This is a genomic window from Janthinobacterium sp. BJB304, from assembly GCF_002735765.1.
GTDB lineage: Bacteria > Pseudomonadota > Gammaproteobacteria > Burkholderiales > Burkholderiaceae_D > Janthinobacterium.
In genome coordinates this window covers 1-23532 of sequence record NZ_PDZN01000008.1, presented here as the reverse complement: position 1 = coordinate 23532, position 23532 = coordinate 1, and the positions used below count along the sequence as shown (strand labels likewise).

Below are 23532 nucleotides of genomic sequence, written 5' to 3'. Positions count from 1 at the left end.
AGTTATTTTCTCAAGGGCGTGCGCCGTGTGTTTGCGCTATTCATGCGCCTGGCAGCATTTGCGGGAAGTTTGCGCGCGCGCAAGGTGTTGCCAGGGAATCTATGGCTACGCTTTTGCCAGTGGCTGGTTTCTTGCACTGCAACATCCACGGGGAATATATAAAATGATAATTAACTCGAAGCGCCAGACACAGACGTCAACCGAAGGAGTGTCCGCATGGACCTAGTCATCCGCAATGCCAGCCTGCCCGACGGGCGCCGCGCCATCGATATCGCCATCGAGGGCGGCCGCATCGCCGCCGTCGGTCCCGCCTTGCCCGTGACGGGCGCGCAAGAGATCGACGCCGCCGGCGACCTCGTCACGCCGCCCTTCGTCGACGCCCATTTCCACATGGACGCCACGCTCAGCTATGGCCTGCCGCGCGTGAATGCCTCCGGCACCCTGCTCGAAGGCATCGCCCTGTGGGGCGAGCTGAAGCCGCAACTGACGCAGGACGCGCTGGTCGAACGCGCCCTGCAGTATTGCGACTGGGCCGTGGCGCGCGGCTTGCTGGCGATCCGTTCGCACGTGGATATCTGCGACCCGCGCCTGCTGGCCGTCGAAGCGCTGCTCGACGTCAAGCGGCAGGTGGCGCCGTATCTCGATCTGCAGCTGGTGGCCTTTCCGCAGGACGGCATCCTGCGCAGTCCCGGCGCCTTCGATAATTTAAAACGCGCGATCGCCATGGGCGTCGACGTGGTGGGCGGCATCCCGCATTTCGAGCGCACCATGGCCGACGGCGCGGAATCCGTGCGCCTGCTGTGCGAATTTGCCTGCGAGCGTGGCCTGATGGTCGACATGCATTGCGACGAATCGGACGATCCGCTGTCGCGCCACATCGAAACCCTGGCCTTCCACAGCCAGCGCTTGGGGCTGCAGGGCAGGGTGACGGGCTCGCACCTGACGTCCATGCATTCGATGGACAATTATTATGTGAGCAAACTGCTGCCCCTGATCCGCGAGGCGGGCGTGGCGGCCATCGCCAACCCCCTCATCAACATCACCCTGCAGGCGCGTCACGATACGTATCCGAAGCGGCGCGGCATGACGCGCGTGCCCGAGATGCTGGCCGCCGGCATTCCCGTCGCCTTCGGCCACGACTGCGTGATGGATCCGTGGTACAGCCTCGGTTCCGGTGACATGCTGGAAGTGGCGCACATGGGACTGCACGTGGCGCAGATGACGGGCCAGCAGGCGATGCACGAGTGTTTTTTGGCCGTGACGGAGACGCCGGCGCGCATCCTGGGCCTGGACGGCTACGGCATTGCGCCCGGCTGCCACGCGGACTTGCTGATCCTCGATTGCGGCTCCACGGTGGAAGCGCTGCGCCTGCGCGCCGCGCGGCGCCTGGTGCTGCGCCGCGGGAAAGTCGTCAGCGAGGCGCCGCGCGCGCAATCGCGCCTGCATTTGCCGGGGCGGCCCGAGAGTGTGAACTTCCGCCTGGGGCGCTGATACAATCGGCCATCACTTGTTATCGGGAGCACCGCCTTGAAAGAAATTGATATCCGCCCGGCCAATGAAGCCGATTTCGACGCCATGTGGCTGATCTTCCAGACCCTGGTCGCCGGCGGCGACACCTATACCTTCCCCGCCGGGACTTCGCGCGAAGAGTGCCACGCCTACTGGTTCGGTCCCGGCGTGCAAAGCTTCGTCGCCGTGATGGGCAGCGAGCGCCTGCTGGGCATGTACAAGCTGGTGGCGAACCAGCCGGGCCATGGATCGCACGTGGCCAATGCCTCGTTCATGGTCGATCCCGCCGCGCAGGGCGTGGGCGTGGGCCGCCTGATGGGCGTGCACTGCATGGAAGAGGCGCGCCGCGCGGGCTACCTGGCGATGCAGTTCAACTTCGTCGTCAGCACCAACCTGGCCGCCGTCACGTTGTGGAAAAAACTGGGCTTCACGGTGGTCGCCACCTTGCCGCTGGCTTACCGCCACGCGCAGCTGGGCTATGTCGACGCCTACGTGATGTACCAGCTGCTGACCGACCCGATGCAGTGGCCGGCATGAGCGGCGCCGTCACCGTGATCGAGACGCCCCGTCTGCGTCTGCGCACCGCCACCCTGGACGATGCGGCCTTCTACATGGAGCTGGTCAACGACCCGTCGTGGATCGCCAACATCGGCCAGCGCAACATCGACACACTGGAAGCGTCCCGCGCCGCGCTGGAGTCGGGACCGATGGCGCAGTTCCGCGACCATGGCTATTCGCTGTACATCGTCGAGCGCCGCAGCGATGGCGCGCCCGTGGGCATGGCCGGTCTGGTGCGCCGCGACAGCCTGCCCGGCCCCGATATCGGCTACGCCATGCGTCCCGCCTACTGGGGCCAGGGCTATGCCTGGGAGGCGACGGCGGCCATCGTGCGGCATGCGCAGCACGTGCTGCGCCTGCCCACCCTGTACGGCATCACGTCGCTGCAGAACCAGGCGTCGATCAATCTGCTCAACAAGCTGGGGCTGCGCTTCGAGCGTTTTACGCGCCGCCAGCCGGACGGCAAGGATACGAACGTCTACCGCCGTGATTTTCGCCTGGATTGACGCGGCAAATCCGTATCGGAAAAGTGAAAAAAAGTATTTAGAAAGCGGCGTCTTTTGTAGTGGTGGCGCGCGGTCTTTGTTTTTATAGTTGGCATACCGGTGGAAGACCGCCGGACTATAAAAACTGGAGACTCGTGATGAAAATCGTTACTGCTATTGCATGGGGCGGCGTCATGTCCGCCGCCTGTGCATCGATGCCGGCGGCATTGGCGCAAAGCTGCTCGGTGCCCGTCCTCAAGGTGCTGGCGCAAAAAAGCCTGGGCCTGACCGTGATGGAAAAGACCCTGGCCGAGTATGAAAAGAAAAACGGCACCAAGGTGCAGATCAGCTATTTCGGCGAAAACGACCGCCGCTCGAAAGCCCGCCTCGACGCTTCCACCAAGGCCGGCTCCTACCAGATCTATTACATCGACGAAGCCAACGTGGCCGAATTCGCCACGGCCGGCTGGGTCGTTCCCCTGCTCAAATACCTGCCCAAGGACGCCGACTACGACGACTTCCTGCCGGGCCGCCGCGCCGTCGCCTCGTACAAGGGCGTGGCGTATTTCGCGCCCCTGATCGGCGGCAGCGACTTCCTGTTCTACCGCCGCGACCTGCTGGAAAAGGCGGGCATCGCCGTCCCGAAGACGCTCGACGAACTGGTCGCCGCCGTGAAAAAACTCAACAACCCGCCGAACGTGTACGGCTGGGCGGCGCGCGGCCAGCGCGGCTCCGGCATGAATGTGTGGCGCTGGGCGCCGTTCATGCTGGCCGCCGGCGGCAAGTGGGAAAACAATGGCGTGCCGGCCTTCAATTCGCCGCAGGCCGTGAAGGCCACCACCCTGTACCGCGAACTGTTCAAGTATTCGCCGCCGGGCGGCGCCACCTACGACTGGAGCAACGCGCTCGAAGCATTCAGGTCGGGCAAGGTGGCGTTCATGATCGAATCGACGCCGTTCGCCGACTGGATGGAAGACCCGAAAAAATCCTCGGTGGTCGACAAGGTGGGCTATGCGCGCCCGCCATCGCCGCTGCCATCGGCCGCGTATGGCCACGGCCTGGCCATCTCCGCCACGGGTGCGAAGGATGAATGCACGCGCCAGGCGGCCGGCAAGTTCATCGCCTGGGCCACGGGCAAGGAGCAGGAACAGGCGCGCCTGAAGGACAACGTCTTCAGCGACTACAACCGCAGCAGCACCATCGCCAGCGAGTACTTCCGCAAGCACGTCAAGCCGCAGATCCAGGCGGGCCTGACGGACACCACGCCCGTCTCGCGCGTCACCATCTGGCCCAGCCCCGAGTGGCCGGACATCGGCGACAACCTGGGCGTAGTTTTGGAGGAGGTGTTTACGGGCACGCGCGGCGACGTGCAAAGCGCGCTCGATGAGGCCAACGAGTATGCGACGGAAGTGATGCAGCGGGCTAGTAAACGCAAATAGGCCGGTAGTACTGTTCCAACCCCCGACGGCGAAAGGCTGGGGTCGGTCGCTTCGCGATCGGATTGCGCCCCACTGGGGCGCAATCCCCCGTCGGGTCTGACCCCGGTATTCGCCTTGGGGTTAAAGCCAGCGCCTGCCTATCCTCGCCTGAAAGCTGATCCTTATGCCAAACACCATCCGTAAAAAACACCACACCTGGCTGCCGGCCGTCTTTCTGACGCTGCCGCTGCTGGTCCTGCTGATACTGGGCCTGGTGCCCAGCATCGCCGCCATCAACCTGGCCCTGCAAAACCGCGTGCTGCGCTACAGCGACAGCGACTACGTCGGCTTCGCCAATTTCATCCGCCTGTTCGGAGACCGCCGCTTCCTCAATGCCGTGCAGGTATCGGCCATCTGGGAAGTGGTCACCGTGGCCGGCTCGCTGCTCGTCGGCGTGCTGCTGGCCGTGTTCCTGTTCGAGAAAGTCAAGGGACGCACGCGTGACGTCATCGCGCTGCTCTTGATCGTGCCCGTGCTGCTGCCGCGCGTCTCGGCCGCTTTCATCTGGAAGTTCATGTACTCGCCGCTGATGGGCATCCTGAACTGGCTGCTCGAATGCGTGGGCCTGGGCGGCACGGCGCTGCTGTCGGACCCTGCCACGGCCCTGTATGCGGTGGCGCAGGTCGATATCTGGCAGTGGGGCCTGTTCTTCGGCGCCGTCATCCTGAAGCTGCTCGAAACCCTGCCCGCCGAACCGCTGGAAGCGGCGCGCCTCGATTACGCCAACACGCTCCATGTGTATGCCTACATCGCGCTGCCGATGCTCAAGGTACCGATCATGAGCCTCGTGTTCATCAAGATGGTCGAGTCGCTGCGCTCGTTCGACCTGATCTACGTGATGACCAAGGGCGGCCCCGGCATCTCCACCGAAACGCTGGACATGTACGCGTACGCGCAAGGCATCGGCCTGATGGGCAAGGTGTCGTACGCGTCCAGCATGGCCGTGCTGATGATGCTGGCCACCACTGTCATCTTCACTCTACTCTGGAAGCGGGTCGCCAAATGGGAAAACTGACTCTGACGCGCGGCGTTGGCGCCGTCACCACCACCGCCATCACCACCATGATTATCCTGGTGGCGCTGTTCCCCATCCTGTGGGCCGTGCTCAATTCCTTCAAGGAGCTGATGGACATCGTCACGCCCGTGCCGCGCTTTTTCTTCAGCCCGACCCTGGCCAACTACCAGCAGGTGCTGGCCAGCCCCGAGGTACTCACGGGACTGGGCAACAGCGTGGCCATCGTCGGCGTGGCCGTGTTGCTGGGCGCCGTGCTCGGTGTGCCGGCCGCATATGCGATCGCCCGCTATCCGATTCCTGCGAAGAAGGATATCCAGTTCTTCCTGCTGTCCTTGCGCTTTTTGCCGCCCGTGGCCGTCGCCATCCCGCTGATCTCCATCTGGATCGACCTGGGCTTGTACGACTCGCGCCTGTCGATGGTGGTGACGTATCTGCTGGTGACTTTGTCGACCATCATCTGGCTGTCGATTCCCGCCTTTGCCCGCATTCCGATGGAGATCGAGGAAGCGGCCGCGCTCGACGGCTACGGCCCCTACCAGGTGTTCTGGCACGTGGCCCTGCCGGTGGCCTCGAAGACCCTGATGGGCGGCATCGTCTTCAGCTTCGTGCTGGTCTGGAATGAACTGATGATCGCGCTGGCGCTCACCTCGTCGAAAAGCATGACCCTGCCCGTGGTGGCGTCGGCATTTACCTCAATGGGCCAGGAAGTGCCGTGGGGCGTGGTGAACGCTTCCACCGTGCTGCTGGCGCTGCCGCCGCTGCTGTTCGTCGGCATCCTGGGACGGCTGCTCAACTCCATGCTCAAACATAAATAAGGAATTCATCATGCAAGCACTCGTACTGGAACAGGCGGAAAAAATCACCTTGCGCGACATCGACGTGCCGCTCGTCGTCGGCCCGCGCGACGTGAAGATCAAGATTCATACTGTCGGCATCTGCGGCAGCGACGTGCATTACTTCAAGCACGGCAAGATCGGCCCCTTCGCCGTCGAAGCGCCGATGGTGCTCGGCCACGAAGCGTCCGGCGTGGTGACCGAAGCAGGGGATGAGGTGACGCATTTGAAAGCGGGCGACCGCGTCTGCATGGAGCCGGGCGTGCCGCAGTTCGACTCGCCGGCCACCATGCGCGGCCTGTACAACCTGGACCCGGCCGTGCGCTTCTGGGCCACGCCGCCCATCCATGGCTGCCTCACGCCGTACGTCGTGCATCCTGCCGCGTTCACCTTCAAGCTGCCCGACAACGTCAGCTTCGGCGAAGGCGCCATCGTCGAGCCGCTGGCCATCGGCCTGCAGGCGGCCAAGAAGGCGGCCATCAAGCCGGGCGACGTGGCGGTGGTGATCGGCGCCGGCACCATTGGCGCGATGACTGCGCTGGCCGCGCTGGCGGGCGGCTGCTCGCGCGTGATCCTGGCCGACCTGGTGCCGGAAAAGCTGGCCCTGTTCGCCGATAACGCGGCCGTGACCACGGTCGACGTGCGCCAGGCCAGCCTGGCCGACACGGTGCGCGAGGCCACCGATGGCTGGGGCGCCGACATCGTCTTCGAGGCCAGCGGCAGCATGCGCGCCTACGACCACATCGTTGACCTGCTGTGCCCGAACGGCTGCCTGGTGCTGGTCGGCATGCCGCCGGATAAGGTACCTTTTGATATCGTCGCCATCCAGGCCAAGGAAGTGCGCATCGAGTCGGTGTTCCGCTACGCGAACATCTTCCCGCGCGCCATTGCCTTGCTCGCCTCGGGCAAGATCGACGTGAAACCCTTCATTTCGCGCACCTTCGGCTTTGCCGACGGCGTGCAGGCGTTCGAGGAAGCGGCCCAGGGCCATCCGCGCGACGTCAAGATACAAATTGAACTGGCAGGAGACTGATCATGGCAAATATCGCCTGCAGGCAGCTGCACAAGACCTATGACCAGAAGACGGCCGTGCTGCAGCCGTTCGACCTGGAGATCGCCGACGGCGAATTCATCGTCCTGCTGGGGCCTTCGGGCTGCGGCAAGTCGACCCTGCTGCGCATGATCGCGGGCCTGGAAGACATCAGCGGCGGCGAGCTGTTGATCGGCGGGGCCATCGTCAACGATTTGCCGCCCCGCGCGCGCAACGTGGCGATGGTGTTCCAGAACTACGCGCTGTATCCGCACATGACGGTGTACGACAATATCGCCTTCGGCCTGCGCCGCCTGAAGGTGCCGAACGACGAGATCGAGCGCCGCGTGCGCGAGGTGGCGGCCATCCTCAGCCTGGACAGCCTGCTGGAACGCAAGCCGCGCGCCATGTCGGGCGGGCAGCAGCAGCGCACGGCCATCGCGCGCGCCATGATCAAGACGCCGCAGGTGTTCCTGTTCGACGAACCGCTGTCGAATCTGGATGCCAAGCTGCGCGCGCAGCTGCGCGCCGACATCAAGCGATTGCACCGGCGCCTGCGCACCACCACCCTGTACGTCACGCACGACCAGCTCGAGGCCATGACCCTGGCCGACCGCGTGGTGCTGATGAAGGGCGGACATATCGAGCAGATCGGCACGCCGGCGGAACTGTACAACCATCCGCGCACTCTGTTCGCGGCTGGCTTCATCGGCACGCCGGCCATGAACTTCATCGATGGCGTCGTCGAAAAAGACGGCGGCCAGACGGTGCTCGTGTGCGCCGGCTACCGCTGGCCATTGACGTCGCCCCGCTTCGCGGCGCTGCAGGCGGGCGCGCGCGTGGTCTTCGGCCTGCGTCCGAGCCACTTGCGCGCGGCGCAAGTGCAGGCACAAACGCGGGAGCCGTCAGGCACGCATGGCCTGGCGTGCGTGATCGACCTGGTCGAGCTGCTGGGCGCCGAAGCGCTGATCAGCTTCCAGTGCGGCGCCTTGAGCCTGTCGGCCCTGCTGCCGGCGAATGCGGCCAACAGTGCGGCGCAGGTGGGGCAGACCCTGGCGCTGGCCTTCGACGAGGAGCACATGCACCTGTTCGACGCCGACAGCGGGCTGGCCGTGGCGGTCGGTACTCAGGTAAGTGGTTAGAATAGCTGGCAACGAGACCGCGCAAGGGAACTGCCGTGACGCCTGACCTGGAACTGATTCACAAACCGATCCACGAATCGTTTCGCGCGTGGGCGCACGGCTTTCCGCATACCGTGGCGAAATGGCATTTTCATCCCGAGTACGAACTGCACTTCATCATCACATCGAACGGCAAATTTTTTATCGGCGACCATATCGGCAGTTACGGGGCGGGCAATCTGATCCTGACAGGGCCGAACCTGCCGCATAACTGGGTCAGCGAACTGCCGGAAGGCGTGGTCCTGCCCGAGCGCGACCTGGTGCTGCAGTTTTCCAGCGATTTCATCGAACGTTGCGCGCTGCTGTTCCCGGAAATGGCGCCCCTGAAAAGCCTGCTGGGCGAGGCCGCCAGGGGCTTGCAATTTCCCGATGCGCTGGGGCTGCGCCTGGTGCCGCTGATGAAGGAATTGACGACGGCGCAGGGCTTGCGCCGGGTCGAACTGTTTACGCGTTTGTTCGGCGAGCTGTGCGAGTGCCGCGAGCGGCGGCCCCTGGCCAGCGTGACCTATCTGGCGCAGGCGGGCCGCTACATGTCGTCGACCATCAACCTGGTGCTGGCCTACATCAAGCAGAACATCACGCTCGATTTTTGCGAGCAGGACGTGGCCGACGTGGCGGAGATGAACACCTTGAAATTCACGCGCTTTTTTCGCAAGCATACGGGCACCTCGTTCATTCAATACGTGAACCAGGAGCGCATCGCGCTGGCCTGCGAACTGCTGATGAACACGGACATGAAGGTCACCGATATCTGCTACCGCACGGGCTTCAACAACCTTTCCAATTTCAACCGCCAGTTTTTGGCGCACAAGCAGATGTCGCCGTCCAAGTTCCGCTCCTGCCTGCTGATGAACATGCCCGAGCCGTCCGGCGACGGCCATCCTTAACTCTCTTTTGGAATCAAATGACTTATCTCGGTATCGATATCGGCACTTCCGAAGTCAAGGCCATCCTCACCGATGACGCGCAGACCATCCTTGCCAGCAGCGGCGTGACCCTGCGCGTCTCCAGCCCCCATCCCGGCTGGTCGGAACAGAATCCCGAAGACTGGTGGCATGCCACCCTGGACGTCATCACCGCCATCCGCGCCGCGCAGCCGGTGGCGTTTTCCGGCTTGCGCGGCATCGCCCTGTCGGGCCAGATGCATGGCGCCACGCTGCTCGACAAGCAGCAGCACGTGCTGCGCGCGGCCATGCTGTGGAACGACACGCGCGCCTTTGCCGAATGCGTGGAACTCGAGGCGCTGGTGCCCGAGTCGCGCGCCATCACGGGCAACCAGGCCATGCCCGGTTTCACGGCGCCCAAGCTGCTGTGGCTGCAAAAGTACGAACCGTCGCTGTTCCGCGCCACGGCCAAGGTCTTGCTGCCCAAGGATTACGTGGCCCTGCGCCTGACGGGCGAGTATGTGTCCGATATGTCCGACGCTTCCGGCACCCTGTGGCTGGACGTGGCCAAACGCGACTGGTCCGAGCGCATGCTGGCCGCCACCGGCCTCACGCGTGAGCACATGCCGCGCCTGGTGGAGGGCAGCCATGCCGCCGCGCAGGTGCGCCCCTCGCTGTGCCAGGAATGGGGCATTGCGCATGCTGTCGTGCTGGCCGGCGGCGCGGGCGACAACGCCGCGGCGGCTGTCGGCCTGGGCGTGGTGGAGCCGGGCGCCGGCCTGCTGTCGCTGGGGACCTCGGGCGTGCTGTTCGCCGGCAGCGACGGCTTCGCGCCCAATCCGGGCCAGGGCGTGCACGCGTTCTGCCATTGCCTGCCTGAGCGCTGGCACCAGATGAGCGTGATCCTCAGCGCCGCGTCCAGCCTCAGTTGGGTGGCGCGGCTGACGCAGTCGAACAACATCGGCGAATTGGTGACGCTGGCGGAAAACGTCGAGGCGCGCACGGCCCCCGTCTTCCTGCCGTACTTGAGCGGGGAGCGCACGCCGCACAACGACGCTTCCGCGCGCGGCGTGTTTTTCGGTTTGTCGACGGAACACGGGCGCGCAGAACTGGCCTACAGCGTGATGGAAGGCGTGGCCTTTGCCATGGCCGACGGCAATGCGGCCCTGCGCAGCGCCGGCACGCATCTGAAGGAAGCGTCGTTCGTCGGCGGCGGCTCGCGCAGCCGCTTCTGGGCCCAGCTGTGCGCAAATGCCTCGGGCTTGCACGTGCAGCGCCACGATCACGGCGTGGCCGGCGGCACCCTGGGCGCGGCGCGCCTGGCGCAGATGGCGGCGACGGGCTTGCCGCCTGCGCAAGTGTGCACGCGCCCGGCTGTGCAGGAAACGGTGGCGCCGCAGGCCTCCGGCATGCTGGACGAACGTCTGGCGCGCTACCGGCGTTTGTATCCGCTGTTGCGCGAAGAATTCGCGGGCGCGGCGGCGGAAACGCGCTGACGTGGCCGGCAAGATTGCCGGCCCGGCCATGCTGCGTCGGCGGGAATATGGCCAGACAGTCAATCTTCCCGTGTAATTTGTTGTTTCTATGTTGAAAGTGTTTCTCTAGCGAAAGCGCCGCTTGGTTTTTCGCGGGGCGGGCCGCATGATTTCCCTGTTTGGTGGGAATTGGATAGATTTGGCGACGCCTTTGTTGCCATCCTGTTCTTGCCGCCGGGAGAAACATATGCAACTCGCGAATCTGAAAATCTCCGTCCGCCTGGGTCTGCTGGGCGCCTTCTTCTTTCTTGCGCTGGTGTTTGTCGGCGCACGCGGCTGGAGCGCGCTCGACGCGGCCAGCGTGCGCAGCAACGAAGCCATGCAGCGCTCCGTGGCACTGACGGAAGCCGTCGACGCGGCGCGCAGCGCGCAGGTGGAATTCAAGATCCAGGTGCAGGAATGGAAAAACATCCTGCTGCGCGGCGGCGACGCGGCCGCCTTCCAGCGCTACCGCGAAGCGTTCGTCGCCAGCGGCGCGCAGACGCGCAAGGAATTGAAAGGCCTGCAGGCCATGATGGAGGCATTGAAACTCGATACGGCGCCCGTCGAGCGTGCGCTGCAGGCGCACGACGCGCTGGGCGTGAGCTACCTGGCGGCGCTGCAAAAATTTGACGGCGCGCGCGCCGACAGCGCCCACACGGTCGATGCGCTGGTCAAGGGCATGGACCGCGAGCCGACGCGGCAGATCGACGCCATCGTCGCGGCCATCGGCAAGCAGTCGCACAGGCTGATGGCGCAGATGAAGGAGCAGGATGACGCCGCGCACCGCAGCGCCAGCATCGCCATGCTCGTCACCGTGCTGGTGACCCTGGTCGTCGGCAGCGTCACCGTGTGGTGGCTGATCCGCAGCATCACGGTGCCGCTGGGCGCGGCCGTCGGCATCGCCCAGCAAGTGGCGGCCGGCGACCTGCGCGCCGTGGTGGCCGGCGGCAGCCGCGATGAAATCGGCGACCTGCTGCGTGCGCTGAAAGCGATGAGCGGCAACCTGGCCGCCATCGTCGGCAGGGTACGCGTCGGCACGGACGCCATCGCCCTGGCGTCCGGTGAAATTGCCAGCGGCAATATGGACTTGTCGTCGCGCACGGAAGAACAAGCCAGTTCGCTGGAAGAAACGGCCGCCTCGATGATCGAGCTGACCACCACCGTGCGGCAGAATAACGACAATGCCGACCAGGCGCGCCAGCTGGCCGGCGGCGCGTCCGACGTGGCGCAGCGCGGCGGCGCGGCCGTGGCGCAGGTGGTGCAGACCATGAACCATATCAATGCCTCCTCGAAGCGCATCGTCGACATCATCGCCGTCATCGACGGCATCGCCTTCCAGACGAATATCCTGGCCCTGAATGCGGCCGTGGAAGCGGCGCGCGCGGGCGAGCAGGGACGCGGCTTCGCCGTCGTGGCCAGCGAAGTGCGCAGCCTGGCGCACCGCTCGGCCGCGGCGGCCATGGAAATCAAGCAGCTGATCGGCGAATCCGTGCGCACGGTGGAAGAGGGCAGCGTGCTGGCCGGCCAGGCCGGGCGCACAATGGATGAGGTGGTGAGCAGCGTGCAGCGCGTGAACGCCATCATCGGCGAGATCGCCGTGGCCAGCGTGGAACAGCGCGACGGCATCGAGCAGATCAGCATCGCCATCAGCCAGATGGATGGCGTGACGCAGCAGAACGCGGCCCTGGTGGAGCAGGCCGCCGCCGCCGCGGACGCGCTGCAGCAGCAGGCGGCCAGCCTGGCCGACGCCGTCAGCATCTTCAAGCTGCACGGCACGCCCGGCGTGGCGCTACCTGCCGGCGCCGCCCTGGCGCGGAAGCTGTCGCTGGCCTGAAGCCGGCGTGCCCTGCGCCGCTTGATGCCAGTCAAGCGGCACCCGATCAGGCAAATATCGCGCCAAAATTCTTATACTATTTCCTTTCAGCATGTATCTGCGCCCGGCCGCATGGCGCGCGTTGCAAAGGAAAACCATGTTCCCTACGTTCCGCCTGCCGGGTGACGCATGACGGCGCTGCTGCTGGCGCTGTGCCTGACTCTGACCATGGTGCTCGCCGTGCTGCTGGCCTGCCAGTGGCGCGCGGCGCGCACGTGGCGCATGCGTCATGCGACCGGCGCGGTGCTGCAGGCGGCGCAGGCGCGGCGCATGGCGGATGCGCTGGCGCTGCTGCACGCCTTGCCGGCGGCCGTCATCGGCACCGACCACGACGGCGTGGTGCAGTATCTGAATCCCCGCGCCAGCGCCATGGGCGGGCTGCTGGGCGACGATGGCCTGGGCCAGCCCGTGACCGGGCTGCTGCCGCTGTTCCATGACGGCACGCCCATCGATGCGGCGCGCCAGGTGCGCGACTGCGTGGCGCGGCAGGAGGTGCTGGAAGTGGCGCGCGGCGCCGTGCTGCTGCGCCATCTCGACGGCAAGCGCATCGACGTGCAGTACAGCTGCGCGCCGCTGGCGCAGGGCGGCGCGGTGCTGCTGCTGCACGATGTGTCGGCCCGCCGGCGCGCCGAGCAGCAGCTGGAATTTATCGCCCACCACGATGGCTTGACGGGACTGCCGAACCGCCTGCATTTCCAGATCCGCTTCGAGCACGGCATCGCCTACGCGCGCCGCCACCAGGGTTTGCTGGCCGTGCTGTTCGTCGACATCGACCGTTTTAAATCCATCAACGACAGCCTGGGGCACGACGTGGGCGACCAGGTGCTGACGGAGTTCGCGCGCCGGGTGCAGCAGTGCGTGCGCAAGGTCGATACGGTGGCGCGCCAGGGCGGCGACGAATTCGTCATCCTGCTGACGGAACTGCGCACGGCGCACGATGCCGAACGGGTGGCCGAAAAGATCGTCGCCGCCATCGCCGCGCCCTTCGTCATCGGCGAGTACAGCCTGTCGGTGGCGGCCAGCGTGGGCGTGGCCCTGTATCCGGACGACGACGACGACGTCAATGCGCTGATCGAAAAGGCCGACTTGGCCATGTATGCGGCCAAGCGCCACGCCCCCGGTACTTGCCAGCGCTATGCGCCGCGCATGCAGACGCAGTCGTATTCGCGCACCATCCTCGAGACGGCCCTGCGCCACGCGCTCGAACGCAACGAGTTCGTGTTGTACTACCAGCCGCGCATGGACTTGAAGACGCGCAGGATCACGGGCGTGAAGGCGCTGCTGCGCTGGAAGCACCCGGAACTGGGCTTGATGATGCCGCTCGACTTCTTGCCGGTGCTGGAGGAAAGCGCCTTGATCCTGCCGGTGGGCGCCTGGGTGCTGGCCACGGCCGTGGAGCAGGCGCGCGGCTGGATTGCGCAGGGGCAGATGCTGACGGTGTCCGTCAGCCTGTCGGCGCGCCAGTTCTACCAGCGCGATATCGCGCGCAATTTCGCCGCCGCGCTGCAGGCGGCCGGCGTGCCGGGCCATTGCATCGAACTGGAAATCGCCGCCGGCATCCTGATCGACAGCAACCAGAACTGCGAGCTGATACTGCGCCAGTTCCGCCAGCTGGGCATGGCGATTGCCATCAGCGATTTCGGCACGGGCGACGCTTCGCTCACTTACCTGAAACGCTTTCCCACGGATGCCGTGAAGATCGAAAAGTGTTTCATCGACGACCTGGACAAGCCGGGCGGCGATGGCGCCATGGTGCGCGCCATCGTGGCGATGGCGCGCACGCTCGGACTGCGCACCATCGCCGGCGGCGTGGAAAGCGGCGAGCAGCTGGAACTGCTGGCCGAGATGGGCTGCGACGAGGCATTTGGCTATTTTCTCGGCCGCGCCATGGCGCCCGAGGGCATCGAGGTGCTGCTCAAGTCGCCTAGCCCGGCGTGACGGACAGCGCCGCCAGCAGCGCGGCGGCCAGCACGGCCGCGCCGCCGATCACGCGCGCCAGGCGCATGGCCTGGTGCGGCGCATACGGCAGCAGCCAGATCAGCAGCAAGCCGCAGCCCGTCAGGCTGCCGACCCAGTAGACGAGGCCATAGCCGCCGCCGGCGATGTGCATGGCCCAGGCCAGGCCGGCCGCCAGCGCCAGCCAGCCCGTCCACTGCAGGCGGCGGCGCAGCGGGGCGGGCGGTTCGGCGCCGCGCCCGTGCAGGTCGGCGTAGTGGCGGTCCATGGCCAGGCACAGCGAGGACAGGCCCGCATAGCACAGGGCGAAGACGAGGAAATTGGCTAACAGTTCCATCACGCGGCCTCCATCGTCGTCGGCGCCGGCTTGGCCGGTGCTGGTTTGGAGGCTTTCACGGGCAGCGGTTTCAATTTGAACGCCGCATACGCGAGGCCCAGGCCCAGCACCAGCACCACCAGGTCGAAGGCGGCCACCGCCACGGGGCCGCGCCCCAGGAACAGGGTCACGCCCAGGTGCGAATGGGTGGTGAAGACGTTCAGCACGGGCAGCGCCGCGAGCAGGAAGGCGCCGGCGGCCAGCTGCATGCGCCACATGGCACGCGACGGGCGCAGCTGGGCGATGATGGCGGCCAGGGCCCAGGCGCCGAAGAAGCAGGCGATTTCCTCTTTCGGGCGTTCCTCCATCGCCGCCGGCAGCAGGCGGTTGGCCCAGAAGTAGGCGCCGAAGGCGATCGGGATGCCGGCGATGGCGCCGATGTTGAGCGCTTCCACCAGGCGCAGGCCGAAGCTGGCGCGCTTGCCGGCGGCCAGCGCCTTGGCCTGCTTCTGGCGCGTCTTGACGGCCCACAGCAGGGCGCCCGTGGCGACCATGGCGCAGCCGGCCAGGCCGGAGAGGAAGAACAGGGCGCGCAGCAGCGGTCCGCCGAAATGCGCGACGTGCAGGCCGACCATCACGCCTTGCGTGGCGGCCGCGCCGGGCTGCGCCTCGCCATCGCTTGACAGCAGTTTGCCGGACACGCCATCGAATTCCATCGATGGCTGCTTCGACGACATGTCGCGTCCGCCGGCGCGCGTCAGCGTGATGGTGGCGTTGGCGTCGCCCGGATGGTTGACGGAGATGCGCTCGACCTTGCCGCCCCACTGCTGTTCCGCCTGGCGCACGAGGGGCGCGATCGGCGTCAGCGGCGCGGCCACGCCGGCCGGCTTGCTGTCGCCCGAGCGGCCCGGGAAGGCTTCGGCGAAGAAGGCGTCCTGGTCGCCTTTGTAGGCGGCCGTGACGCCGGACGGCATGTACAGGAACATCAAGGTGACCAGGCCCGTGTAGGTGATCATGATGTGGTAGGGCAGGGCCAGCACGGCCGTCACGTTATGCGCGTCGAGCCATGAGCGCTGGCCCTTTTTCGGCCGGAAGGTGAACAAGTCCTTGAAGATGCGCTTGTGCGTGACGATGCCGCTGATGATGGAGACGAACATGAACATGGCGCAGAAACCCACGATCCAGCGGCCCCAGATGGCCGACATGTAGTGCAGGTCGAAATGCAGGCGGTAGAGGAATTCGCCGCCGCGCGTCTCGCGCGGCTTCGATAGCACCTGGCCCGTGGCCGGGTCGGCTTTTTCGCTATGAAAATTGCCGCGCCGTCCGCGTTTCTTTTCGCCCGGTTGCGACGGCTTGCTCCAGCCCAGCTGCGTGGCGGGGCTGCGCTCGCCGGGCAAGCTGATGAACCAGCGCGTGGCGCCTTCGGCCCGCTCTTCCATCGCCTGTTGCGCGACCTTGGCCGCTTCCTCGGTGCTCACCTGGCTGGCGGCGGCGCCGTGCAGCTCGGGCTGCATCCACAGGGTGATTTCATTGCGGTAGTAGCTGGCCGTGCCGGCGCAAAACACCAGCAGCAAGATCCAGCAGACGAGCAGGCCGGACCAGGTGTGCAGCCATGCCATCGACTGGCGGAAACCTTCTTTCATGCGAGACTCCAGGATAGTGCGCCCATCGACTGCAGGATGGCGGCGATGACGGCGGCCGGAATCAGGAGACCCAGCCATGCGCGCAGGGCGCTGCGCGTGGCGAAGACCCACATCACGGCGCAGGTGTAGATGGCAAACGATAGCAGGGTGGCCGTCATGACGGCTTCGGAACGGGCCATGGGCAGGCTCACCGACAGCAGCATGGTGACCAGTGCGGCCAGCACGTAGCCTCCAGCGATGGCGGCCACGCTGCGCGACGCCACGCCGAGGCGGTACACGGCCCCGGCGGAGAGCCGCAGGCGCGGCATTTTAATGATGGCAGGCGCTTGCATGGTCAGTCGTGATCCTTGCTCGGCGGCTGGGCCGGGCCGGCCGGCAGCGGCGTGACGCCTTGCGGCTGCACCAGGCTCAGGGTGGTCACGAACATGGCCTTGTCATACGCTTGCGCGCCGCGCTGTCCGGCCGTCTTGTCCGTGTGCTGCACTTCCAGCACATACGTGCCTTGCCATGGCAGCGGGAAGCTGACCAGGCCTTGCGCATCGCTCCACGCTTCCTTGCCCCAGCCCGACTGCACCACGGCGTTGACCTTGGCCTGCGCCAGCGGCTTGCCCTGGTAGCTGACCTGGAACTGGCCCGGCGTGCCGGTCGGCACCAGGTCCAGGGTCAGCGCGGGTGCTTGCGCCTTGCCGTCGGCGATCAGGCGCGCGGCCGGCACCCACACGGTGCGCGTGGTCTTGCCATCCTTTTTCTCTTCCCACGACGGGTAGGCGTTTTCCTCGACGATGATGCTTTCGCCGGCGCCCACCTTGCCATTGAGGAGGAAGGCGCCCGCCGTCTTGCTCGCCTGCAGCGGCTGCGCGCCCTTGGCCGACAGCCACGTCACGTTCTTGATGCTGAACTTGTCCAGCAGGCCGGGCGACGCTTCGCGCAGGTTGTCGCCGAATTCGCCGAAGTACACGCTGGCCGCCTTGCCGTCCTGCTGCAGCCAGATCTGGTGCGCGCTGGCGCTGCCGCAAGCGAGGGCCGCGCCCAGCAGGGCGGTGGCGAGGGCGCCGGGGCGCGCGATGGAAGCGATGTGCATGGTGTATCCCTTATCTTGTTATGTGAGTGGAAAAAGCGGCCGGCGGTGCATCAGTACTGGTAGCGCAGGTTCAGCGCCACGTTGCGCGGCTCGCCGTAATAGCCGCCGTTATAGAAGCCCACGCGGCGGAAATACGTCTTGTCGAACAGGTTGTTGACGTTCAGGCTGGCCGACAGTTTCGGGCTGATCTGGTAGCGCGCCATCAGGTTGGCCAGCACGTAGCTGCCCTGGCTGACGCGGATCTTGCTCTTGTTCGGCAGGGTGGCCATCGTCCAGATCTCGCTCTGCCAGTTCAAGCCGCCGCCGATGGTGAGATTTTGCAGCTCGCCCGGCAGGCGGTAGGTGGTCGAGACACGCAGCATGTTGGTCGGCTGGATGGTGTTGGTCACCACGCCCTTGCCCGTCTTCGAGCTGCTGTGCGTGTAGCCTGCGAACAGCTGCCAGCCGCGCAAGGGGCTGCCCGACACTTCTGCTTCGTAACCTTTGCTTTTCGTGCCCTTGCCCGTCGATATATACGGACGGCTGCCATCCGGCAGCACGAAGGTCGGCGGCACCGACTTGTCTTCCTCGCCCAGATTGTCCTGCTTCGCTTCATACACGGCGAACGAGGCATTCACGGCGCCGTCGAGGAATTCGCTCTTCACGCCCGCTTCCACGTTGCTGCCCGTGATCGGGTCGAGGAAGGCGTTGTTCTTGTCCTTCAGGTTTTGCGGCTTGAACAGGTCGGTATAGCTGGCGTACAGCGACGTGCTCTTGCTCACGTCGAGCACCAGGCCCGCATACGGCGTGACGACGTCGTCCGTTTTATACGCGGAGCTGCGCTTCACAAAACGGCCCCCAGTGTCGTAACGGTCGCTATACGTTTTCCACTTCGACACGCGCGCGCCGGCCAGCACCTTGACGTTGTCGGCGACGTTGATGCGCGTGGCGATGAAGGCGCCCGACTGTTTGGTGGTGGCGACGTCGCGCGCGCCCGTGCGCGTGAGCGCCGGCTCGGGCACGTCGCCCGTCCAGTTGCGGAAGTCGGGGATGGTGGTGGCGAACGGCAGCGGATCGGGCAGCAAGGTTTCATTCGTCGTGCCCTTTCGCTTCCAGCCGTTCACGCCCAGCACCAGGTCGTGCCGGCGGCCGAACAGGGGGAAGCTGCCATTGGCCGACAGGTCGAAGTTGTCCTGCTTTTCATCGTAGGGGAAGGCGCCGCTCCAGACTTCCAGGCCGCTGCCGTCGCGTTTCGGATAGCCGCTGCCGCCGTAGAACAGCTTGCCGTTCGAGGAGCTGTCCAGGCGCCCGTAGGCGGCCTTGATCTTCCAGTCGTTGGCGAAGCGGTGTTCGAGGTAGACGTACTTGTTCTGGAACTCGCGTTCCCAGCTGCTCCACTTGGCCGCCATATTGAACGAGCGGGGCATGTTGGCCGGCGTGCCGTCCGAGAAGAACAGGGGCGTGGTGCCCCAACTCGTGCCTTTCGGCGTGTTCTTTTGATAGTCGATGCCGGCCGTGAGCAACGTTGCAGGCGTCAGGTCCGCCTCGACGATGACGGCGCCCGCCAGCTTGCGTTCCTTGTACAGGTCCATGTAGGAATGGCGGTTCTGGCCGGCCACCACGACGCGTCCGCGGATGCTGCCGTCCGCATTCAGCGGTGTGCTGATGTCGCCTTCCAGCCGGACCTTGCGCCACGAACCCACGGTCAGGCCGGCCGAGGCGGCAAACTCCTTGCCGGGACGCTTGTGCATCATGTTGATGGTGGCCGACGGGTCGCCATTGCCGCTGACCAGGCCCGTGGCGCCGCGCACGATTTCAATGCGGTCATAGATGGCCGTGTCGAACAGCGCATTCGACCCGGAATTGACGGCCACGCCGTCGATCTGGTAATTGCCGATGGAAAAGCCGCGCGCCGAAAAGCTCGTGCGTTCGCTGTCGTTTTCCTGCACCGTCACGCCCGTCGACTGCACCAGCACCTCGGCCAGGCTGTTCAATCCCATGTCGTCCATGCGCTGGCGCGTCACCACGGAAATCGATTGCGGCGTTTCGCGCATCGACAGGCCCATGCGCGTGCCCGTGGCCATCTGTCTGGTGGTGTAGGAGCCCGTGTGCTCCGTCGACGCCTTGTCTTGCTGGGCCTGCACCTTGATCTCGCTCAGGGTGGCTTCCTCCGGCTTGGCGCTTGTATCGGCGGCCAGCGCCGTGCCTGCGCCCAGCGCCGCCGCCAGCAATGCCGCCTGTACGGCGGCGGCCAGCGGACGCAGGGCGGTATTGCCAACGGTTGGGGAAAACGGGCTGGCCACCATGCCGGCCAGCGAAACTGCTCGCGCCATGAAACATCCTTCTTCTCGTGTGCCTGCCGTCGGACGGCGGGCGTTTTTTTGTAGGGGAGGCTTGCTTGGCGGTGGTGCCTGGCTGGCGCAGCGTGTCATCCAGCCATATGGCAGCCAGGCGACTGCGTGCAGACTCCGGCGAGTCTAAATGTGAATGAGAACTATTCTTATTATAGTGCGGGGTTGTGAGACATGCAAGAGTGCGATGTTGTAAACGCGCACGGCCGCCCGGTACTGGGGGCGGCCGTGGCGCGCGATGCTGGCTGCGCGGGCGCTTACAGCGCCGGCGTGTAGCGCACGGTGAGGATGATGTTGCGCGGTTCGCCGAAGTAGTTACCACGGCGCAATTCACCCGTGGCGGCCCAGTAGGTCTTGTCCGTTACATTGGCGATGCTGAGGCTGGCGCTCCAGTGGCGGTTGAAAATATACGCGGCGCGCGCGTCCCACACCGCGCGTCCGCCATTGCGGAAACGCACGTCGGGATTGTCATCGGCCCGGTAGACATAACCGCTTTGCGCCGAGACGCCGCCGCCCACCGTCCAGTGGTTCCACGCGCCGGGCAAGCGGTAGCTGGTCGATACGCGCAGCATGTGCTTGGGCGTGACGGTGGGCGGCGTTTCGTCGCCTTCGCCGCGCGCGATATTGTAGGTGTAGCCGGACGACAGCTGCCAGCCCGGCAGCACTTCGCCGCTGGCGTCCGCGTCGATGCCCGTGCTGCGGATGGGGCGGCCATTGCGGTAGCAGCTGCCCGTCACGTCCCACTTCAGGCAATCGTCGTTGCTGGCCTCGTCGTACACGGCCGTGTCGCGCTTGTCGATGCGGAAAGCGGCCAGCGCCACGTTCAGGCGGCCGTCGTACAGCTCGCCCTTCACGCCCGCTTCATAGGTGTCGCCGACGACGGGTTTCAACGGTTGTCCGCCCAGCGTGTAGTACAGGCTCTGCGGCTGGAAGATGCTGGCGTAGCTGCCGTACACGGACCAGCGCTTGTCGAGGTCGAGGACCAGGCCCGCGTACGGCGTGAATTCGCGGCTTTCCTTGTAACGGCTGACGGGGTCGGTCTCCAGCTTGCCCGTGGTCTGCTTGTCGAACCAGCTCAGGCGGCCGCCCAGCAGCAGATGCAGGTCAGGCCGCAGTTCCCAGCGCGTGCTGGCGTAGGCGCCGTAGTGCTGCTCGTTCAGGTGCGGCAGCGAGTCCCAGGTCGGATGCGGGGGACGGGCAAGCAGCGTATTGTTCGGATGGAAGACGTCGAAGGGCAGGCCGGGCGAGGTCGAGGCCGCATGATCGTCGGTGACGGCGCGCGAGGCATTCATGCCCAGCAGTACCTCATGCCTGCCGCCCCAGGCCTGGAAGCTGCCGCCCACGTTGGCGTCCACGCCCGTGGTGACGATATCCTGCTTGCGGTAGTTGACCGTGTACAGGCGCGCCCCTTGCTGCGTGGCGGGGGCTATGCTGCCGCGCACGATGGCCGCCTGCTGGTCGAAGGCCCCATACGTGCGGTTGAGGGCAACTTTGGCCTTCCAGTCGCCGCCAAAACGGTGTTCGAGGTCGGCGAACAGTTCGCCGATGGTGGCGTCGTGGCGGTTCCAGTCCTGCGCCAGCGACGTCGAGCGGCGCACGGGCAAGGTCGCGCCGTCGCTGTAGCGGGGCAGGCCAAACAGCCAGTAGCCGTCCGTCACCGTGTGCTGGCGGCGCGCGCCGGCGCGCACGGTGGTGGCGGCGTCGAGGTCCGCCTCGACGATGCCGTAGAACAGGGGCATGCGGCTGTGCGCCGCGTCATAGAAGTAATCGCGGTCCTGATAGGCCACCAGCGCGCGCCCGCGCACGGTGCCGGCCGCGTTCAGCGGCGCGCCTGCGTCGAGTTCGATGCGGCGCTGGTTCCAGCTGCCCACGGTGGCCGTCACGTCCGCGTGCGCTTCGGCGCGCGGGCGCTTGCGCACCAGGTTGGCCACGCCGCCCGGCGTGCCGGCGCCGACGATCAGGCCGGCCGAACCGCGCAGGATTTCGACGCGGTCATACACGGCCATGTCGGGGATCAGCCATCCCGTGGCATTGTCGGAAATGCCGGGCATGCCATCGATCAGGTAAGACAGGGCATTGCCGCGCGACAGGAATTCATGCGAGCCGAAGCTGCGGTTCATGCGCGTCAGGCCCGTGCTTTGCTCCAGCACCTGGTCCAAGGTGAACAGGTTCTTGTCATCCATCTGCTGGCGCGTGACGACGGATACCGATTGCGGCGTGTCGCGCAGCGAGCGCTCCGCGCCCGCCAGGGTCACGGCGCGCGTCGTGTAGGCGCCCGTGCCTTCGCTGGTGGCCGTGCGCTCGCCATTGGCCGTCACGGTGATTTCCGACAGGGTCGCCGTCTCGCCCGTGGCCTTGGGTGCCGCCTTGATGATGACGGCGCTGCCGTCGATCGACGCCTGCAGACCGCTGCCGGCCAGCAGGCGATCGAGGCCGTCGCGCACGCTGAGGGTGGCGCTGACGGCGGGCGCCGTCTTGCCGGCCACCAGCTCGGGCGAAAACAGCAGTTGCAGGTTGGCTTGCCGCGCCAGTTCATTCAGGGCTTGCCCCAGCGGCTGGGCGGCGATGGACAGTTTGACGGTGGGCAAGATTTGCGCCTGTGCAGCACTGAGCGTGCCCAGGGCCAGCATGGCGGCCAGGGCGAGGGGGGCGGGTTGCAGATTGAAGCGGGGGGACCACATGCGGCATTCTCCAGGTTACTTGTTGTCGATTCACCTGGTAGACGCGGCAGTGGATAAAATCCTCACCTGCGAATGCGAATTATTTTCATTTATTTTGTTGCAGATGCATGGCGGGCGCCTGCGCAGGCATTGTTGCCGCCATGTGGATCTCGCTGGCCGCACCGGCGCGCACGAGCTGCACGGGCAGCAGCTGGGGCAGGGCGGCGGCGAAGCGGTCGAGCTGGGCCAGGCTGAAGCTGCCGCCGATGCGCAGGCGCGCCACGGCCGGATCGCGCACGAGCAGGCCCGTGTCGCCATAGCGCTCGAACTCGGCCAGCGCCGCGCCCAGCGGCACGTTGTCGAAAGTGATCCTGCCGTCGCGCCATGGCGCCACGCTGCCGGGCGCCAGGCTGGCGACGTCGGACAGGCGGCCGCCGGCATCGCTGCTGACGCCCTGGCCGGCCGTCAGGTCGACCTGGTCTTGCCGCGCGCCCGCCACGCGCACGTGGCCATGTTGCACGGCTACGCGCAGCTGGCCGTCCTGGGCCAGGGTGTTGCGCACGGCAAACTGTGTACCCACCACCGTCACCGTCAAAGGGCCGCTGAGCACGTCGAACGGTTGTCCTTGCTGTGCTTGTACCTGGAACAGCGCTTCGCCCTGCGCCAGGCGCACTTCGCGCCGCTGGCGGTACACGGTGACGTGCAGCTGCGTGGCCGTGTCGAGCTGCAGCTTGCTGCCGTCGGGCAGGGCGACGGCCAGGCGCTGGCCCCGCGCGGTGGCGTACGACTGGCTGAACGTGGGTTGCTGCCACCACTGGTAGCCGCCCGCGCCCACGCCGAGCAGCAGCATGGCGGCGGCCGCATACGGCAGCGCGCGCAGCCAGTGCCGGCGGGGAGCGGACACTGGCGCAGGGGAAGCCTGGGGCACCGTCCAGCGCGCGGCGACGTGCGCGGGAATCCGGCGCACGGCGCGGTGCGTGTCTTTGAGCTGCGCATACTCCTGGGCGTGACGCGCATCGGCCGCCAGCCAGGCGGCAAACTCGGCCTGGCTTTGCGCATCGAGGTCATGGCGCCGGCTGAACCAGGTGGCCGCCGCCAGCGCTGCCGGGTCTTGTGTGGCGGTAAAAGCGGCGTACTCGCGCAAGTCCGCCTGCTCCTGGGCGGAGGGGCCGAAATCATGGCG

At 66.1% G+C, this 23532-nt stretch carries 19 protein-coding genes; 12 read left to right on the top strand and 7 right to left on the bottom strand.

What is annotated here, in order from left to right; all coding sequences use genetic code 11:
* The first annotated feature begins 216 nt into the window (after positions 1-216).
* The 12 genes from CSQ95_RS11190 to CSQ95_RS11135 all read left to right on the top strand — a co-directional run bounded on the left by CSQ95_RS11190 (position 217) and on the right by CSQ95_RS11135 (position 14301).
* Positions 217-1491 carry an amidohydrolase family protein gene (locus CSQ95_RS11190; RefSeq protein ID WP_099409574.1) on the top strand — a complete coding sequence of 425 codons (1275 nt, stop codon included), beginning with the start codon at positions 217-219 and terminating at the stop codon, positions 1489-1491.
* 36 nt (positions 1492-1527) lie between these two features.
* On the top strand, positions 1528-2046 hold the full coding sequence (locus CSQ95_RS11185; protein ID WP_099409573.1) for a GNAT family N-acetyltransferase: 519 nt from the start codon (positions 1528-1530) through the stop codon (positions 2044-2046).
* Positions 2043-2573, top strand: a complete 531-nt coding sequence (locus tag CSQ95_RS11180) for a GNAT family N-acetyltransferase (protein ID WP_099409572.1) — start codon at positions 2043-2045, stop codon at positions 2571-2573. Before CSQ95_RS11185 ends, CSQ95_RS11180 begins: the two co-directional genes overlap by 4 nt.
* A gap of 173 nt (positions 2574-2746) precedes the next feature.
* Positions 2747-3991, top strand: a complete 1245-nt coding sequence (locus CSQ95_RS11175; RefSeq protein WP_099409714.1) for a sugar ABC transporter substrate-binding protein — start codon at positions 2747-2749, stop codon at positions 3989-3991.
* Positions 3992-4154: 163 nt separating this feature from the next.
* Positions 4155-5045 carry a carbohydrate ABC transporter permease gene (locus CSQ95_RS11170; protein ID WP_099409571.1) on the top strand — a complete coding sequence of 297 codons (891 nt, stop codon included), beginning with the start codon at positions 4155-4157 and terminating at the stop codon, positions 5043-5045.
* On the top strand, positions 5033-5860 hold the full coding sequence (locus CSQ95_RS11165; RefSeq protein ID WP_099409570.1) for a carbohydrate ABC transporter permease: 828 nt from the start codon (positions 5033-5035) through the stop codon (positions 5858-5860). The genes CSQ95_RS11170 and CSQ95_RS11165 overlap by 13 nt, the downstream gene beginning before the upstream one ends.
* 10 nt (positions 5861-5870) lie before the next feature.
* Positions 5871-6911, top strand: a complete 1041-nt coding sequence (locus tag CSQ95_RS11160) for an NAD(P)-dependent alcohol dehydrogenase (protein ID WP_099409569.1) — start codon at positions 5871-5873, stop codon at positions 6909-6911.
* Positions 6912-6913: 2 nt separating this feature from the next.
* On the top strand, positions 6914-8050 hold the full coding sequence (locus CSQ95_RS11155; RefSeq protein ID WP_099409568.1) for an ABC transporter ATP-binding protein: 1137 nt from the start codon (positions 6914-6916) through the stop codon (positions 8048-8050).
* A 35-nt stretch (positions 8051-8085) separates the two neighbouring features.
* Positions 8086-8976: an AraC family transcriptional regulator gene (locus tag CSQ95_RS11150; protein WP_070221885.1), complete on the top strand. Its 891-nt coding sequence runs from the start codon at positions 8086-8088 to the stop codon at positions 8974-8976.
* A 17-nt stretch (positions 8977-8993) separates the two neighbouring features.
* A complete protein-coding gene (xylB, locus tag CSQ95_RS11145; RefSeq protein ID WP_099409567.1) occupies positions 8994-10469 on the top strand; it encodes a xylulokinase in 1476 nt (491 codons plus the stop codon).
* Between the two features lie 226 nt (positions 10470-10695).
* Positions 10696-12324, top strand: coding sequence for a methyl-accepting chemotaxis protein (locus tag CSQ95_RS11140; protein ID WP_099409566.1), 1629 nt, complete (start codon positions 10696-10698; stop codon positions 12322-12324).
* Between the two features lie 168 nt (positions 12325-12492).
* Positions 12493-14301 (top strand): bifunctional diguanylate cyclase/phosphodiesterase, encoded by a 1809-nt coding sequence (locus CSQ95_RS11135; RefSeq protein WP_180279030.1) that lies wholly within the window; start codon positions 12493-12495, stop codon positions 14299-14301.
* Here CSQ95_RS11135 and CSQ95_RS11130 read toward each other — a convergent pair.
* The 7 genes from CSQ95_RS11130 to CSQ95_RS11100 all read right to left on the bottom strand — a co-directional run.
* Positions 14288-14656 carry a DUF3325 domain-containing protein gene (locus tag CSQ95_RS11130; RefSeq protein ID WP_099409565.1) on the bottom strand — a complete coding sequence of 123 codons (369 nt, stop codon included), beginning with the start codon at positions 14654-14656 and terminating at the stop codon, positions 14288-14290. The two genes, CSQ95_RS11135 and CSQ95_RS11130, sit on opposite strands and share 14 nt — an antisense overlap.
* Positions 14656-16278 carry a PepSY domain-containing protein gene (locus CSQ95_RS11125; RefSeq protein WP_099409564.1) on the bottom strand — a complete coding sequence of 541 codons (1623 nt, stop codon included), beginning with the start codon at positions 16276-16278 and terminating at the stop codon, positions 14656-14658. Before CSQ95_RS11125 ends, CSQ95_RS11130 begins: the two co-directional genes overlap by 1 nt.
* On the bottom strand, positions 16275-16610 hold the full coding sequence (locus tag CSQ95_RS11120; RefSeq protein ID WP_099409563.1) for a DUF3649 domain-containing protein: 336 nt from the start codon (positions 16608-16610) through the stop codon (positions 16275-16277). Before CSQ95_RS11120 ends, CSQ95_RS11125 begins: the two co-directional genes overlap by 4 nt.
* A 2-nt stretch (positions 16611-16612) precedes the next feature.
* On the bottom strand, positions 16613-17359 hold the full coding sequence (locus CSQ95_RS11115) for a DUF4198 domain-containing protein (RefSeq protein WP_099409562.1): 747 nt from the start codon (positions 17357-17359) through the stop codon (positions 16613-16615).
* A 50-nt stretch (positions 17360-17409) separates the two neighbouring features.
* On the bottom strand, positions 17410-19671 hold the full coding sequence (locus tag CSQ95_RS11110; protein WP_180279029.1) for a TonB-dependent siderophore receptor: 2262 nt from the start codon (positions 19669-19671) through the stop codon (positions 17410-17412).
* 275 nt (positions 19672-19946) lie between these two features.
* Complete coding sequence (locus CSQ95_RS11105) at positions 19947-22370, bottom strand: TonB-dependent receptor (RefSeq protein WP_099409560.1); 2424 nt, start codon at positions 22368-22370, stop codon at positions 19947-19949.
* Between the two features lie 85 nt (positions 22371-22455).
* Positions 22456-23532, bottom strand: a 1077-nt coding sequence (locus tag CSQ95_RS11100) for a FecR domain-containing protein (protein WP_099409559.1), incomplete at its 5' end; no start/stop codon positions are given.